Here is a 16,744-nt window from a genome sequence, read left to right as displayed (position 1 = left end):
GGCAAAGTTAAAAAAACCTTGCCCGTTTTCAGAAACAATCAAAATTACTTTCTTCTGCGATATGCCGCAAATGCCAAAGCCAGCGCGCCGAATATCGCCGCGTATGTGGAAGGCTCGGGAACATATGTCAAAGAAAGCACAAGATTTCCGTCTTCAAATGAAAGATTGTCCAAACCGAAATCTTCCCAATCTGCCAAATTTGTGTTGTTTTTAAATTCGATAATGCCTGCAATAGATTCCGCATTAGTAAAATCGAGAATATCATCGTTTAGCGTCGCATCGCCTGAAACTGTCATTATAACAAATTCAGCAATATCGCCTTCCGACAAACCGCTGACTTCTCCAAGATTTGCGCCGTCAATCACAAATGGATTTGAAACAGTGTCGGCGGTCTTGTAAACTGCAAGATTCTTCGTAGAGAACATCGCAGTTGACGCATAGTTAATATTTGAACTATCCAAAACAAATGTCATCTGTGCAGAATCTTTGATAGATGAAAAACCACCTGCGGTATTTGCAAGTTGAGCACCTGTATGAATTTCAACAATTGCGGAATTGCCCGTATATTTATCGCCATCAGCAACATTCATACCGAGAGAGAAAAGATAATTTGTATCGTTAGTATTTGTTGCTTTTACAAACGAACCGGCGTCTTTAATTATCAAAGTTGCTTTTGCGTTTGCACCGCCTTGTGCCATTCTAAACGAACGTAAAATTGCAGAACCGCCATTTGAAACTTCAAATCGACCTGTTGAATTTGCAGCATAAGCGAGATTTACATCGCTCGAAGCGCCGGTACCCGCCGAATTTGCAATCTTGCCGTTATTTAAAATTAAGGTTGAATTTGCGCCGCTCGCGCCGCCGACATAGAAATTCGTATTGGCAAACCATTTGCCGCCGTCTGAAATTTCCAAAGTACCGTTGCCCGAATTCATCCACAACTGCGTATTTTTTGCGCCGTTTGCCTGTTGGTAAACACCGCCATTTGTAATTTTAAGATTTGCAGTAGCGGTTGAGCTGTTTGCGACATAGATGCTAAAGTCGGAATTAGTGGCAGTCAAATTAAACGAACCACCGTCAACCGTGAAGCTTGCCGTTTGATCCGCCTTGTTACCAATAGCCAAAGTAGATCCCGTTAGAACATTGTACGAACCGCCTTCGTTTACCAAAACATTGTTGTTCTGAACTTCAACACCTGCATTGCTGTTAAATACGCCGCCGTTATTTACAGTCAAGCCGCCATTAATTACAAAAAAGCCGGAAATTGAATTGAATGTTCCGCCGTCGTTTACGGTTAAACCGCCATATTGCAACTGCGTATATGCGGAATTGATTACGCCGCCGTTTGAAGCAGTTATACCCGCGCTCGAATTTGCGTTTCTGCCGACATAAATTGTGCCTGTGGAATTCCAAACCGAATTTTCGCCCGAAACGTTGATTCTGACGTCATTAGTTGCATTCTGCCCCATATTGATGTTGCCCGTTGTGGTCATCAAACCGCCATCAGAGACATTGATTTCAGAATATGTGGTAATACCCCTGTTGCTCGACTGGTTGCCCAAATTCATATTTGCAAGCGAGAAGCTCCCGCCGGCAACGTTTACTGTAAATTTCTGAGTGTCAGCATTATTATTACTCCTGTCCCAAGTGGTCAAAGTTCCAACGTTTTCAACTTTCGCGCCCTTATTAATATTGATGACGGTGTCTTCTCCGCGAAAATTTACAATGTTGAAAGTTCCAGTACCTTCCTTTGAAGTCAAAATTGAACCATTATAAAGATTAAGCGTGGTTTTTGCACCCATAGAATCGCTGTCGCCAAAACGCAATTCCTTGCCCGCGAGCATGTAAATCGTGCCGTAATTTTCAATAGTATTTTCAACGGGACCACTGCCCGTACCCCACTTAAAGGCGTCATTTGCAGTAAAATCCAAAACCGCACCTTCTTCGATTTTCAAGTTGTAGTTGATGCCGTTATTGCCCGTAAGCGTGAGAGTCGCGCCCGACTGGATAAGGGTATTACCTTGAAGCGCAGACTGAGAAGCGTTCTCTGAAATTACTTTATCATATGTAATTTCTTGCGCAAACATTGCAGAGGACGCAAGAAGTATGGTTAATGGAGTGACGTATTTCATTTTGTAAGCTAATTTATATAGATATATTTAAAATAGAAAAATAAAAATTTTTATAACGGGTATATCAAAAGCTGACGAAATTCAAGCATTTTTTTTAATTTTTTTGCAAATATTTCAAAAGCCACAATAACTTGTAAAAATTGCCAATATGTAAAAAGACGAAAAAAACGCCGAAAATCATAGGAATTTTCGGCATTTTGAAAAAATTTTCCGCTTGGCTATTTAATGTCGTCTTTTGTGATGACGACCTTTTTTTGCGGATTATCGGGCAATCTGTACATTATGTCAAGCATCACGCCCTCCATAATCGAGCGCAAAGCCCTCGCGCCCGTGCCGAGCGCAATCGCCTTGTCGGCAATGGCGGCAACCGCTTCATCGGTAAATTCAAGCTCGACGCCGTCAAAGGCGAAAAGCTTGCCAAACTGGCGCACCAAAGAATTTTTGGTTTTCGTCAATATATTTATCAAATCGTCGCGCGAAAGCTGGTTCAAGACACTTACCATCGGAAGCCTGCCGATAAATTCGGGAATGAAGCCGAACTGCGTCAAGTCTTCGGGCTGAACGTTTTTTAAAACGTCGCACCCGCTGTCGGAATCGGAAACGCTTTCGTTAAAGCCCAAGACCTTGTTTGCGGAGCGTCTTTCCACAATTTTATCCAGCCCCACAAACGCCCCGCCGCAAATAAAGAGAATGTTGCGGGTATCAACGCGGATATACTCTTGGTCGGGGTGCTTCCTGCCGCCCTTTGGCGGAATGTTGCAAACAGTACCTTCCAAAATCTTCAAAAGTGCCTGCTGGACGCCCTCTCCGCCGACATCGCGGGTAATGGAAACATTTTGGGTTTTTCTGCCGATTTTATCGATTTCGTCAATGTAAATAATGCCGCACTGCGCTTTTTCCACATTGAAATCCGCCGCGCGCAGCAAATTCAAAACGATATTTTCGACGTCTTCGCCGACATAGCCCGCCTCGGTAAGCGTAGTTGCGTCTCCTATCGCGAACGGGACGTCGAGCATTTGGGCAAGAGTGCGGGCAAGGAAAGTCTTGCCGCTCCCCGTAGGACCTATCAGCAAAATATTGCTCTTTTCAACATCTACGTCCTTGAATTTTTCAAGGAGCTCGTTCGACTCTCCGCCTTCAATCTTAGACTTCAAGCGTTTGTAGTGGTTGTAAACCGCAACACTCAAAACTTTCTTGGCGTCGTCTTGCCCGATTATGTACTCGTCCAAAGCCCTCTTTATTTCGGAGGGGCTTTTCAGATTGAAATTCAACATCTGTTTCTGCTCTTCGCGCTTGGACTGCTTCATGTACACTTCAAGCATATTATGAAGTGCCTCTACGCACGAGGGACATATCAAAGACCCGTCCTTGCCTGAAAAGAAGTTCGATACTTCGCTTCTTCCCCTGCCGCAGAAACTGCACCTTGGCTCGTTTTCCTTGTCCATGTTTATGAGCGCGGCTTGGCTTCTATAACCTTATCAACAATGCCGTAATTCAAGGCATCGGAAGCCGACATAAAGAAATCGCGGTCGGAGTCTTTTTCGATTTGTTCGACAGACTTGCCTGTGTTGCGCGCAAGAATTTGGTTCAAGGTTTTGCGCCAGCGCAGAATTTCATTTGCCGCAATCGTAATATCGGAAGTCTGACCTCCCGCACCACCCCTCGGCTGATGAATCATTACGCGCGAATTAGGCAGAGCATACCTCTTGCCCTTCGCCCCCGCCGAAAGCAAAACCGTCGCCATGCTCGCCGCCTGCCCTACGCAGTAAGTTACGACATCGCACTGCAAGAAGTTCATCGTGTCGTAAATTGCCATTCCCGCAGTGATGGAACCGCCGGGGCTGTTGATGTAAAGATGGACATCTTTTTTTGAGTCCTCCATTTGCAAGAACAGCATCTGCGCCACAACCGCATTGGCGACATAGTCGTCAATGGGAGTGCCGATGAATATAATTCTATCCTTCAACAGGCGCGAATAAATATCCCAAGTGCGCTCGGTTCTGCCGTCGCGCTCGAAAACGTATGGTATGTTATAATAACTCATGTCTTTTGAGATTTTCTATTCGGCAAAAAATCGCTTTTGAAAAGCTATTTCTTTTCAACGATTTTAACTTCCGCTTTTTCAGCGATGAAATTGATTGCCTTCTGCAAGAGAGCGTCGGAGCGCATTCTGTTTATGCGCGCCTGATCCTTTTTGAGCTGCTTTATAAGCTCTTCGGGACGCGTGCGGGTGCGCACGGATTCCTGCCAGAGCATGCGCTGCATGTCTTCGTTATCAACCTTCAAGCTGTTTGCAACCGCAACCCTGTTTAGGAAAATGCGCATTTTGGCGCGGGGTTCCGCTTCTTTTGTGGCGTTTTCAAAAAGGCTTTCCTTGTTCTTTTCCAAGTCTTCCTTCGTCGCTCCGGAGGACATGAAGCGCATCATCATTTCCTGCAAAACCGACTGGCGTTCTTCTTCAAGAGCGGATTCGGGGAGCGGGAAATCGACGCCTTCCATAAGCTTGTCAACCGCGTACTGGCGTTTTAAAACTTCGTTGTGCTGAGTCTTTTCGGCAGTGATGTCCTTTGCAAGGCGCGCGCGGAAATCAGCTTCCGTCTTGTCGCCCATATCCTTCAAAAACGCTTCGTCAATTTCGGGAAGCTTCTTTTCGCGGATTTCGTTAAGTTCGAGTTCGTAAACCGCAGTTTTGCCCGCCAAAGCGGCTTCAGGGAAGTCCGCCGCGAAAATTTCTTCGACATTCTTCTTTTCGCCGACTTTCATTCCGACAACGCCTTCGATTATGGAGCGAACGCCGGGAACGTCGGTATTGCCCGCTTCTTCCCAAGTGCCCTTTTGCTTTCCGTACATGGCGGGCTTTTCAACAAGCTCGTCAATGCTTTTGCCGTCGATTTTTCCTTCGTAGGAAACTTGCACGAAATCGCCCTTTTGAGCCGCGCGGTCTTCGATTTTGTTATACTGAGCGCGCTGGTTGCGATAGAAATCAACCGTCTTTTGGATTTCGTCTTCGGTGGCTTCAACGGGTGAAAGTTCGACTTCGGTCTTGTAGTCTTCGGGAAGTTTTACTTCCGGATAGATGTCGGCAGTGAAAGTCAACGCCGCGCCTTCCGAAGATTCGATGTCGTTGTTTTGCAAATCGACAACAGCAAACAAGTCAAATTCTTTAATGCCGTTCAACGCTTCCACAGCCTTGTTTGTTACAACGCGTTCGAGCTGCGCCTTAATGTCGCCTGAAAAACGCTTTAAAACCATGTCTTTTGGAGCCTTGCCAGCCCTAAAACCGGGGATTTTAGCATATTGAACAAATTCCGCAACCACGCCTTCTTTTTCTTTTGCAACTTCCGACGAGTCGAAAGAAACCACAATTTTACGCCTTGTATCGTTAATTTTTTCGATATTTGTTTTCATAATAAAAGTTCTCTACTGTAATAAATAAGAGGGAAATGTTAGGGCTATTGGGTATGTTGTCAACTTTTAAAGAAAGCAAAAGACACACAAAAGAAAAGAAATTTAAAAAAAATATTTAAAAAGCCTTGACATATCTCCGAAAAAATAATCTTATTTGTACTTTAAATTTTGCCTGGATGGCGGAATTGGCAGACGCAACGGACTCAAAATCCGTCGAGTTTTGGCTCATGTGGGTTCGACCCCCACTCCAGGTATTAAAAACGTGCTATAACAGAAATAATCAAATTTTTCAAATTTTAAATTATACAGCCAACGCATCCGTAATAGGATGCTTTTTTTATTTCTTTGCCCTCTATCATTGCTTTCATGTAAACTTGCGGGCAGTTCAAAACTTTAATTTCTAATTATCCAAAACATAGAAAGCAATTCTAACTTGCTGTTTTTTGTTGATAAAAATTTTTTTTGAAACATACTAATATTGTTTTATTGTTATTATGAAGAAGAAAGCTCTCATTACAGGAATCACGGGTCAAGACGGTTCATATTTAACCGAACTTTTAATTTCAAAAGGCTATGTCGTCCACGGAATAATTCGGCGTTCAAGCTCTTTTAACACGCAAAGAATTGACCATTTGTACAATAATCCCGCGCTAAAAGACAGCCTCTTCCTGCATTACGGAGATTTGACAGACTCTTCAAACTTAAACCGAATACTCGAAAAGACGGAGCCTGACGAAATCTATAATCTCGGCGCGCAATCGCACGTCAAGGTCAGCTTTGAAGTTCCCGAATACACCGCAGATGTGGACGCCATTGCAACCCTCAGATTTTTGGACGCCATAAAAGACGTCGGTCTTGTGAAAAAGACAAGATTTTACCAAGCATCGACATCTGAGCTTTTCGGAAAAGTTCAGGAAATTCCGCAAACGGAAAACACCCCGTTTTATCCGCGCAGCCCCTATGCCGTAGCGAAACAGTACGCCTACTGGATTGTAATCAATTACCGCGAAGCCTACAATATTTTCGCAAGCAACGGCATTCTCTTTAACCATGAATCCGAACGTCGCGGCGAAACTTTCGTAACGCGCAAGATAACCCGCGCCGCGGGCAAAATCAAGCTGGGCTTGCAAGACAAGCTCGTTTTGGGGAATATGGATTCTAAGCGCGACTGGGGATACGCCCCCGAATATGTCGAAGGCATGTGGCGCATATTGCAGGCTGAAAAGCCGTCTGAATATGTCTTGGCGACAAACGAAACGCATACGGTAAGAGAATTTGTGGAACTTGCTTTCGGCAGGCTCGGAATGGAAATCGAATGGAGCGGGAAAGCCGAAAACGAAAAGGGAATAGACAAAAAAACGGGAAAAACCGTCGTCGAAGTTTCTCCAAGATACTACCGCCCGACGGAAGTTGACTTTTTGTTGGGAAATCCCGAAAAAGCCAAGCGCGAACTCGGATGGGAACCCAAAACCACATTTAAGAAGCTCGTGGAAATAATGACGGACGCAGACTTTGAACTCGCTAAGAAAGAGGCAAAATAACAAATGAAAAAGTCTGATAAAATTTTTGTCGCAGGTCATAACGGAATGGTGGGCTCGGCAATAGTCCGCGCCTTGCAAAACGCAGGCTATGAAAATCTTGTCTTGCGGGCGCACAAAGACTTGGACTTGACAAGCCAAACTTCAACCGAAGATTTTTTCAATGCGGAAAAACCCGACGCGGCCGTAATTGCGGCGGCAAAAGTCGGCGGAATTTTGGCAAACAGCACTTACCCCGCAGAATTTATTGAAATCAATCTGGCAATCGCGCTAAATTCGATAAGAGCCGCGCGCAAGGCGGGCGTAAAAAGGCTTTTGTTTTTGGGAAGCACCTGCATATACCCGAGAATGGCGCCTCAGCCGATTCCCGAAAGCGCGCTTCTTACAAGCGAACTGGAAAAGACAAACGAAGCTTACGCCATTGCGAAAATTGCGGGGCTTAAACTTTGCGAATATTACCGCAAGCAATACGGGCTATGCTATCACAGCGCGATGCCGACAAACCTCTACGGTCCGGGGGACAATTACCACGAAAAGAATTCCCATGTGTTGCCCGCTTTAATACGCAGATTTCATGAGGCAAAGGTTTCAAATGCCGAAAGCGTCGAACTTTGGGGAACAGGCACTCCGCTTAGGGAATTTCTACATGTTGACGACCTTGCAAGCGCATGCGTCCACCTGTTAAATTTAGATAATCCCCCCGATTTGGTAAATCTCGGAAGCGGAGAAGAAGTTTCCATAAGGGAGCTTGCCGAAATCGTGGCGGAAACAGTCGGATTTAAAGGCAAAATAATCCGCGACGAGACAAAGCCCGACGGCACGCCGCGCAAGCTGTGCGACACAACGTTGCTACGCTCTCTCGGGTGGATTCCAAAATATTCCATAAAAGACGGTGTTAAATCCGCTTACGAGTCGTTTTTAAGCGAGCTTGAAAGCGGCAAAATAAGGATATGACAAAAAGATTTTTGTACGTTTACGAATTTGCCGACAAGGCAGGCTTAAACGAAGAAAAAAATACAGACAACCTTTGGTTTCACACGCAAAAATATTTGCAAAAAGAATTTGATATTCAAATAAAAATTGCGAATGGTCTTTTTGTAAACAAAAGAAAAAACAGCCTTGCACCTGACAGGCTGTTTAATTTTTTCTATATGCACATTTGCGCGCCGTTTGAAATTTTGCGCTCGAAAGCCGACGTTGTTTTCGTGCGCTCAACGCCGCCTCTAATACAAATTACATATGCCTTTTGGGCAATGCTTCTAAGGCGCAAAAAAATATTTTGGCTGATGGATTACCATCCTGTTTTCGGTGTCAGAACCACAAAAAGAGGCTCTTTTATAAATTTTATATGGCGTGTCCTTGATAAAATCGACAAATTCTTTTTGAAGAAATTTGATTTGGTTGTATGCCTTGACGAAGCCATGCAAGAGCTTGTAAAAGAGCGCGCGCCAAATGTCGAAACATTTGTATGCCCGACTTTCTCCCTCCAAAATCCCAAATGGCTCGACCTTGCAAAAAAAGGGGAAGCAAACGACCCCGTAAGGCTTTTGTATAACGGAAATCTCGGAAGGGCGCATTCGACGGAAAACCTGAAAATATTTTTAAAAGAGCTTGTGAAGTTAAAAAGCGTAGAATTTTGCTATTGCGGCGAAAGCAAATATGCAAAGGAAACTTTTAAAAATATGTGCCGCGAATGCAATGCCGAGTTTAAAACATTCGGATTTGTGAAAGACTACAATGCGCTTGGAGAGTTTTACAGGCAAAACGGTTTCGACTACGGAGTGGTTCTTTTAAACGATGAATTAAAAGGCGTCGTAAGCCCGAGCAAATTTTCAGGATATACATCGTTCGGGCTTCCCGTAATTTACCTTGGGCCAAGCGGCACAAACGCCCATTTTGTCTGCCAAAAATCAGGCGCGGGAATTTGCGCGGAAAATCCCGAACAAATTATGGACGCCGCGCAAAAGGCAAGCCTTTTTAAAACCCAAAAATCCTGCGCCGAAGCCACGAAGCAAACAATCCGGTATTTCAGCCCGAATGTCGCGCAAAAGCTTGCGGTTAAACTCGCCGAATTTTGCGGGAAATAGTTTTGTCTTGAACTTTCGCGCGCGTTTGGTTGTACTTAAAGAAATTGTAAATTTTTCAGGCATTTAAAATGGATTTAAAAAAGGAATTTTCCGCAAAACCTTACGCGCTCGCAGGAGTATATGCCCTGCTTGCTTTTTTATCTCTTGCGGGAGCTTTTATTTTGAGGTTCGATTTTAATTTTGTTGAAATTTGCAAGTTCCTTTCGCCAAAGACTTTCGTTTTAATAATTGCCGCAAAGCTGTTTTTTTTGGCGATTTTCGGGCAATTCAACATTCTGTTCAAATTTTTCCACAAGACCGACCTCGCAAACCAATTTTGGGCGTTTACGGCAAGCGCGGCATTCCTGCTCGCATCAAGCCAAATCCTGATTAAATTCGGGTGGGTAATTCCAAGGGGCGTAATTCTAATCGATTATTTTTTATCCATAATTTTTTTTGCCGCCATAAGAATGTTTTTCCATGGAAAAAGAGAGCGTTCACAATCTAAAATATTTCACGGCAACATAAAAAAGAGGGTTGCAATCATCGGCGCGGGAGATGTAGGCGCAAGCCTTGCGGAAAACTTGTTTTCACACAAATCAATGGGAATAATTCCCGTTGTGTTTTTGGACGACGACCCCCAAAAGGCAGGCTGCACGATTTCAGGAATAAAGATATTGCCGCTAAAAACCGACTTAAAGAAGGTTGTCCAAAAGCTTAGCATAGACCAGGCTATAATCGCAATATCAAGGCTTCCGCAATCGCGCATAGATGAAATCACGTCGGAATTTTCCAAACTCGGCATAGAAACAAACATAGTGCCTTCATACCAAGATCTCGCGGCGGGATACGCAAAAGTCTCAAACTTGCGCAAAGTTTCAATAGAAGACGTGCTTGGAAGAAAACAAATTCCCCTCGATACGGAGGAGCTTGAAAAACTGATACGAGGAAAGCGAATATTGGTAACGGGCGCGGGGGGCTCAATCGGCAACGAGCTTTGCAGGCAGATTGCCATGCGCAAGCCCTCAATGCTTATACTGCTCGACCAATGCGAAGTACAGCTTTTTAACGTCCGCGAAAATATTTGCGCAGGCAATTTCGGCGTCGATGCAAAGCCCGTAATCTGCAATGTGGCAGATGCGGAGAGAATCCGCCAAATAATTTCCGAATACAAGCCGCAAATCGTTTTCCACGCCGCCGCGCACAAACATGTCCCGATTATGGAGTACCAAGCGGGAGAAGCCCTCAAAAACAATCTTCTCGGCACTTGGCACACTGCGGTTGCGTCATCTGAAAACGGCGTTGAAAAATTCGTTCTGATTTCCACCGACAAGGCGGTAAACCCGACAAGCGTAATGGGCGCAAGCAAACGCCTCGCTGAAATTTTAATTCAATCTTTCCAGACAAATCCGAAAAACAAAACGCGCTTCATGGCGGTGAGATTTGGCAACGTGCTCGGCTCTTCTGGCAGCGTGATTCCGATTTTCAAGCGTCAAATAGAAGCGGGAGGCCCGATAACCTTAACGCACCCCGACGCCATGCGCTACTTCATCTCAATCCCCGAAGCCGTCGGGCTTGTGCTCCAATGCGGCTCTCAGGCTCTCGGCGGAGAAATTTTCGTTTTGGACATGGGAGAACAAATTAAAATCATCGACCTTGCAAAACGAATGATAAAGCTAAGCGGCTTTGAGCCGGATGTTGACATAAAGATAAAAACCATAGGGCTTCGCTGCGGAGAAAAGCTCCAAGAGGAAGTTCAAAACAAGGCGGAACATCTGAAAAAAACAAAAAATCCGCGCATTCTTGCCTTCGTTTCAACGCCTGTTGCCTTTGAAAAATCTCTGGAAATCGTCGAGGAAACAAAACGCGCAATTCTCGAAAAAAACAACCGCGAGCTAAAAGAATTCATCAAAAAACACGTCCCTGAATACGAGCCGCAACAATAGCAACCTTGCAGCTTCATTTTCCGCCGCCGCGCTCTTCGCATAAGGAGCGTTCATTGGGCACGCAGTTTACGCCTTCGCAGCGCAGGACTTTTTTTAGCGTTAAAACAGCGATTTTCAAATCCGACAAAAACGAAACGTTTTTCACATATTTTACGTCGAAAGCAAGTTTTTCGTCCCACGATATGCAGTTTCTGCCGCTCACCTGCGCAAGCCCGCTTATGCCGGGTCGCACGCTGTGGCGCGATTTTTCCTCTTCGGTATAATACGGCAAATACTGCGGCAAAAGGGGTCTTGGACCTATAAACGACATCTCGCCTTTAAAAACATTCAAAAGCTGCGGAATTTCGTCAAGGCTCGTCTTTCGCAGAAACTTTCCAAGCGGCGTCAGGCGGGCTTCGTCGGGCAGAAGGTTTCCGAAAGAATCTTTGGCGTTATCCATTGTGCGGAACTTCATTATGTAAAAAATCTTTTCGTCCCTGCCGGGGCGCGCCTGTTTAAATATGGCAGGGCTTCCCATTTTCAGGCGGATTAAAAGCCAAACTGCAAAAAACACGGGCAAGAGCAAAACTATCAAAACCGCGCTGAAAACGAAGTCAAAAAATCTCTTAAAAAAGTTTTTATACATTTTTATTTTTGGGCTTTTCCTAAAACATCTTCAATAATTTCGCAGGCTTTCTTCAAGTCGGCTTCGGAAATAGTCGGGTGCACAAGGAACATCAAAGACGAGTTTTTCAGCAAATATGCGTTTGGAAGCTCCTCTTTCGGCTTCGTCCATCCTCTGCCTTCAAAAGCCTTTTCGGCTGAAACATTCCAGCAAGTTCCCGAAAAGCAGGGAACGCCGCGGGACGATATTTCGGCAATAATTCGGTCTCTGTCCCATCCGTCTTTTAAGTTTTCGGGGCGAACAAACGAGTAATATTTGTAAAAAGAATGGCGGACATCTTTCGGAACTTCAACAAGTCTTATGCAGGAAAATTTTGCGAGGGTTTCCGAATACGCATTTGCATTGCGGTTTCTAAGCCCGACCCAGTTCGGCAGTTTTTTATACGCTTCAACGCCGAGAGCCGCCTGCATTTCAGTCATTCTCAAATTCGTGCCGAAACTTTCAACAAGCCATTTAAACCCCGCCGATTTCGATTGGTCTGACACTGCGGAAAAACTCTTGCCGTGGTCTTTATACTCCCACATTTTGCGCCAAAGAGTTTCGCTGTTTGTAGTTACCGCACCGCCTTCGCCGCCTGTCGTTATTATTTTATCCTGGCAAAAGCTCCAAGCGGCAACATCTCCAATCGAACCTACGGGCTTTCCCTTGTAAACTGCTCCGTGAGCCTGTGCGCAGTCTTCAATCAAAAACAAATTGTACTTTTTTGCAAGAGCCGAAAGAGAGTCCATATCGCACGGAAACCCCGCATGGTGCACCGCGATTATGGCTTTTGTCTTTGAAGTTATACACTTTTCAACAGTTTCCGAAGTTATGTTTTGGCTGTTTAAATCGATGTCCGCCACCACAGGCTTTGCGCCCCTCATGACCGCGCAGCTTGCGCTTGCCACAAAAGTTCTGCAACTTGTTATTACTTCGTCGCCCTCGCCCACTCCGCACGCAAACAAGGCAAGCTCCAGCGCAACAGAGCCGTTTGCGAGTGCTATTGCGTATTTTGCGTTGGTCGCGGTCGAAAGGCTTTCCTCAAATTCGGAATTTTTTGCGCCCGTCCAACGGTTGACCCTGCCGGAGCGCAATACTTCGCCTACGGCTTTGATGTCGCCGCCGTCAAAAAATGGCCAATTCGCAAAACTTTCCAACATACCAAAAACTAAAAAGACATATTGTAAAAAATACAACAAAAAAGAGGCGCGCAAGTTTTTGCAAGCCCCTCCATTTAAAAGCTATCCCAACCGCTATTTTAACGCTTTTTTGTTAAGAATTACGGAATGGACTACAGAAACCACAATTATGCCAATGCTAAGCGTCGCCGCTACCGCCTCAGGGACTTCCTCGACCGCAGAGCGCATCATTACAAGAGCCAGCGCGCCGATTGCCCAATATGCGCCGTTTGTGATGTAGCGCATTTTTGAAAGGGTTTGCTTATCGACAAGAACAAGCGTAAGCGAGCGAACAAACATCGCCCCTACGCCAAGCCCGACTATAATAACCACAATATCCTTCGTAAAGGCAAACGCGCCAAGAACGCCGTCAAGCGAGAAAGACGCGTCTATAAGCTCCAAATACATAAACATCGCAAACCCCGCAGTGCCCGTGAGCCGGACCGCGCCTTCTCCGACATGCTTCGATTCCAAGTAATGCGAAAGCGAATCTATTGCCAAAAACAGCACTATTCCCACAAAGCCCGACAATGCGCAAACTTTGCGCTCGTGTTCGGGCAGAAAATAAATCAAAACACCCAAAACAACAAGCGCGATAACCTCATTTACGAACTTTACTTTGGCAAGATGCGCCAAAGGCTTTTCAATGGGAGAAATCCAATGGTCCTTTTTGTTTTTGTCGATAAAGAACTTTAAAAACAGCATAAGCAAAAACATTCCGCCGAAAGTTACGATTGCGGCGTGCGTCTCGTGCAAATGCCTTACATACTCGTCAGGGTTTGCAAATGCAATTTTTATTACTTCAACAAACGAAATATGCGCAAATATCGCGACTATCAAAACAGGGAACAAAAATCTCATTCCGAAAACCGCGATGAATATGCCCCACGTCAAAAACCGCCTGCGCCAAACCTTGCTCATCTTTTCGAGCTTGTGCGCATTCACCACTGCGTTGTCAAACGAGATTGCGACTTCCAAAAGGGAAATCGCAAATGTCGTAAGCATAAAGGCAACGCCCGACGCCCCCACGGATTCGCCTCTCCAAAATGCAAGACAAAGCCCGATTATCACGCAAACAATAGAACCTCTGAAATTTTTTAGCATTTTTATTTATGTTTTGATTTTAAAATAAAAAAGGAAAATTCATTTTGCGCTTTTTGCAAACAGTAAATTAAATTTTTGAAAACCAGAGAATTTTCTTTACGGCGGCGCAATAATAATTAAATTTCAATCTATGAAAAAATTTTTCAAACACTGTTTTATATTTTCAACAATATTTATTGCAATTCTCTCGGCAGGCGCGGCTGAAAGAATAAGGGTCGCCTGCATAGGCGACAGTATTACCGCGGGGGCGGGCGTGAAGGGGCGCGAAAATTTCTATCCGTCAAAACTCCAACAAAAGTTAGGAGACGCCTATGAAGTCCGCAATTTCGGGGTCAGCGGAAGAACTATGCTAAGCAAGGGCGACAATCCCTACATAAAAGAAAGGGCATGGGCAGAAGCCCAAAAATTCAATCCGAACATTGTAATAATAAAGCTCGGAACAAACGACACAAAACCGCAGAACATGCGCCACTTTGCAGAATTTGAAAGCGACATGAAAAGCATGGTTGAAACCTTGCAGAAGCTGCCCGCAAAACCCAAAATCTATCTATCCTATCCCGTTTGCGTAACAAAAATGTGCTGGGGGATAAATGATCCGTCGCTATTTTTAAAGGTAATTCCCGTCATCGACAAAATCGCGAAAGAAAAGAATTTGGAAATCATAGATTTCTACAATCCGACTTTCGCGCGTTTTGAAATTTACGCGGAAGGCGTGCACCCCAACAACTTCGGGGCGGATTTGCTTGCCGAAATCGCCGCGAGAAAAATCTTGAAAAATCCTCCGCTTCCTCCCGCAAAACGCGCATTTATGGGGCAGGCGGAGCTATGGAACGGCTTTTTGCGCCATAACGGAATATTCTCGGACGGTGTAATTTCAAAAAACATGATTATAGTCGAGCCGAAACTCGCGGCTCCGTCAAAACCGTGGATTTTGCGCCCCGCATTCTTCGGGCATGAACCGCAGGCGGACTTGGCTTTGCTAAAATCAGGCTACCATGTAGCATATCTCGATGTCACCAACGAGTGGGGGGCTCCCGAATTTGTGGAATTTGGCAAAACATTTTTCGACTACATGACGCAAGTTTACGGTCTTTCCAAAAAAGTAAACCTCGAAGGCTTGAGCAGGGGCGGTTTTTACTCCCTTAGATTTGCCCAAACCTATCCCGAATGCGTCGCCTCCATCTATCTGGACGCCCCGCTTTGCAATCCGCTATCGCTTGCAAAATCATCAGACGCAAATTTGATAAAAGATGTTTTAAAGAAATGGAACGCCACGGAAGAAAACTTTGAGAAAATAATCACCCCCTTCCTCCCGTCCAAAAATCTCGCGGGGCTTGCAAAGAACAAAGTCTCGATTTTAAGCGTCTGCGGAGATGCCGATACCGTTGTGCCTCTCGAAGAAAATTCGGCGGAAATTGAAAGGGAATACAAAAAACTCGGCGGAAACTTCAAATCCATCATAAAAAAAGGCGTAAACCACCATCCGCACTCATTGAAAGACCCGACGCCCATTGTGGATTTCATAACCCAAAACGAACCGAACTACGACAAGGAAAAATATTTGCAAAGCCTGTCGAACTTCAAAGAAAAACCGTTAGTAAGTTTCGACTTTTCAAAGTATTTGAATTTGCGCGGCACTCTCGACAATTCAAGGCTGAAATTTGAAAGCGGCAACGCCACTGTCGCATTTTTGGGAGGCTCGATAACAGAAATGAACGGCTGGCGCAACTTCGTGCAGGAGGAACTTAAAAGACGCTACCCCACAACAAAATTCACGTTTATCGACGCCGGCATTGCATCAACAGGTTCGACGCCCCACGCTTTCCGCCTTGAAAACGACATTTTAAAAATCGCAAAGCCCGACCTGCTCTTCTTTGAAGCCTCTGTAAACGACCACACAAACGGCTTTTCAAAAGACGAACAAATAAAGGGCGTTGAAGGGGTAATCGCCCACGCGCTTAAAGCAAACCCAAATATGGACATAGTTTATCTCCACTTCATCTATGAACCCACGCGCGACGAGGCAATGCTTGGCATTGATCCTGAAGTTTACAAAAATCAGGAAGAAGTCTGCAAACGCTACAACATTCCGTCCATCAACTTAATAGGCGCAATTTGCGACGCCATGAAGCAAAATCTCTTAAATTGGCATGAATTCGGAGGAACGCACCCCGCCCAATTAGGGCATAAATACTACGAAAAAGCGATTTTCCGGCTTTTCGACAAGCTTCAAAGCGGCTCAAAAAACATAAAGCCCCACAAAATGCCAAAGTCAAAAATCGATAAATTCTCATACACAAAAGGCAGATTTATCGACATTAAAAACGCAAAAATCAAAAGCGGCTTTGAAATTTCAGAAAACTGGCAGCCGACAATGAAATCGGGAACGCGCAAGGGATTTGTAAACGTGCCGATGCTTTCAGCAAGCCAACCAAATGCGGAGCTTGAACTAAAATTCAAAGGCACTGCAATAGGCATATTCTGCGCGACAGGCCCCGATGCGGGCGTAATCGAATACTCGATAGACGGCGGCAAGTTTAAAAAGCTCGATACCTGCACAAATTGGAGCCCGCACCTCTATATTCCGTGGGTGTTTATGCTTGAAAAGGAATTGCCTGACAAAAATCACACGCTCGTTTTGAAAATTTCGGAAGACAAGAACCAAAGGAGCAAGGGCAACGCCGTGCACATCAGAAATTTCGTGGCAAATTAAAAATTGCCGCAAACAA

Annotated in this window: 12 protein-coding genes and 1 tRNA gene; 6 read left to right on the top strand and 7 right to left on the bottom strand. The window is 45.0% G+C overall.

The annotated features are described in order from the left end of the window. Window positions 1–44 precede the first annotated feature (44 nt). From MOX91_RS07520 to tig, 4 genes are all read right to left on the bottom strand, one after another. Entirely contained in the window at window positions 45–2,132 is a 2,088-nt protein-coding gene (locus tag MOX91_RS07520) for a beta strand repeat-containing protein (RefSeq protein WP_370397470.1), read from the bottom strand. A 218-nt stretch (window positions 2,133–2,350) separates the two neighbouring features. After that, entirely contained in the window at window positions 2,351–3,577 is a 1,227-nt protein-coding gene (gene clpX / locus MOX91_RS07515; protein ID WP_370397469.1) for an ATP-dependent Clp protease ATP-binding subunit ClpX, read from the bottom strand. Window positions 3,578–3,579: 2 nt separating this feature from the next. After that, on the bottom strand, window positions 3,580–4,176 hold the full coding sequence (locus MOX91_RS07510; RefSeq protein ID WP_370397468.1) for an ATP-dependent Clp protease proteolytic subunit: 597 nt from the start codon (window positions 4,174–4,176) through the stop codon (window positions 3,580–3,582). A gap of 44 nt (window positions 4,177–4,220) precedes the next feature. Further along, window positions 4,221–5,540 carry a trigger factor gene (tig, locus tag MOX91_RS07505; protein WP_370397467.1) on the bottom strand — a complete coding sequence of 440 codons (1,320 nt, stop codon included), beginning with the start codon at window positions 5,538–5,540 and terminating at the stop codon, window positions 4,221–4,223. Window positions 5,541–5,710: 170 nt separating this feature from the next. Between tig and MOX91_RS07500 the strand changes: the two genes are divergently transcribed. From MOX91_RS07500 to MOX91_RS07480, 5 genes are all read left to right on the top strand, one after another. Then, window positions 5,711–5,794 (top strand) — tRNA-Leu (locus MOX91_RS07500). Window positions 5,795–6,034: 240 nt separating this feature from the next. Then, entirely contained in the window at window positions 6,035–7,081 is a 1,047-nt protein-coding gene (gene gmd, locus MOX91_RS07495; protein WP_370397466.1) for a GDP-mannose 4,6-dehydratase, read from the top strand. A 3-nt stretch (window positions 7,082–7,084) separates the two neighbouring features. Continuing rightward, the gene (locus MOX91_RS07490) at window positions 7,085–8,032 is read left to right on the top strand and encodes a GDP-L-fucose synthase family protein (RefSeq protein WP_370397465.1); all 948 of its coding nucleotides are present in this window, start codon (window positions 7,085–7,087) and stop codon (window positions 8,030–8,032) included. Continuing rightward, a complete protein-coding gene (locus tag MOX91_RS07485) occupies window positions 8,029–9,165 on the top strand; it encodes a glycosyltransferase family protein (protein ID WP_370397464.1) in 1,137 nt (378 codons plus the stop codon). The genes MOX91_RS07490 and MOX91_RS07485 overlap by 4 nt, the downstream gene beginning before the upstream one ends. A 68-nt stretch (window positions 9,166–9,233) precedes the next feature. After that, a complete protein-coding gene (locus MOX91_RS07480) occupies window positions 9,234–11,090 on the top strand; it encodes a polysaccharide biosynthesis protein (RefSeq protein ID WP_370397463.1) in 1,857 nt (618 codons plus the stop codon). Window positions 11,091–11,103: 13 nt separating this feature from the next. Here the strand turns inward: MOX91_RS07480 and MOX91_RS07475 are convergent, their stop codons facing one another. The 3 genes from MOX91_RS07475 to MOX91_RS07465 form a co-directional block, all read right to left on the bottom strand. Continuing rightward, window positions 11,104–11,715: a sugar transferase gene (locus MOX91_RS07475; RefSeq protein ID WP_370397462.1), complete on the bottom strand. Its 612-nt coding sequence runs from the start codon at window positions 11,713–11,715 to the stop codon at window positions 11,104–11,106. A 2-nt stretch (window positions 11,716–11,717) separates the two neighbouring features. Then, complete coding sequence (locus MOX91_RS07470) at window positions 11,718–12,893, bottom strand: DegT/DnrJ/EryC1/StrS family aminotransferase (protein WP_370397461.1); 1,176 nt, start codon at window positions 12,891–12,893, stop codon at window positions 11,718–11,720. 93 nt (window positions 12,894–12,986) lie between these two features. Beyond that, window positions 12,987–14,015, bottom strand: coding sequence for a DUF475 domain-containing protein (locus MOX91_RS07465; RefSeq protein WP_370397460.1), 1,029 nt, complete (start codon window positions 14,013–14,015; stop codon window positions 12,987–12,989). 130 nt (window positions 14,016–14,145) lie between these two features. On the opposite strand from MOX91_RS07465, the gene MOX91_RS07460 reads away from it, so the two are divergent. Then, window positions 14,146–16,728 (top strand): SGNH/GDSL hydrolase family protein, encoded by a 2,583-nt coding sequence (locus MOX91_RS07460; protein ID WP_370397459.1) that lies wholly within the window; start codon window positions 14,146–14,148, stop codon window positions 16,726–16,728. The last annotated feature ends 16 nt before the right edge of the window (window positions 16,729–16,744 follow it).

The sequence above is a fragment of the Intestinicryptomonas porci genome (genome assembly GCF_033971905.1).
In the GTDB taxonomy this organism is placed as follows: domain Bacteria; phylum Verrucomicrobiota; class Verrucomicrobiia; order Opitutales; family Intestinicryptomonadaceae; genus Intestinicryptomonas; species Intestinicryptomonas porci.
The sequence above is the reverse complement of the archived record's forward strand: the minus strand, read 5'-3'. Positions and strand labels throughout refer to the sequence as shown.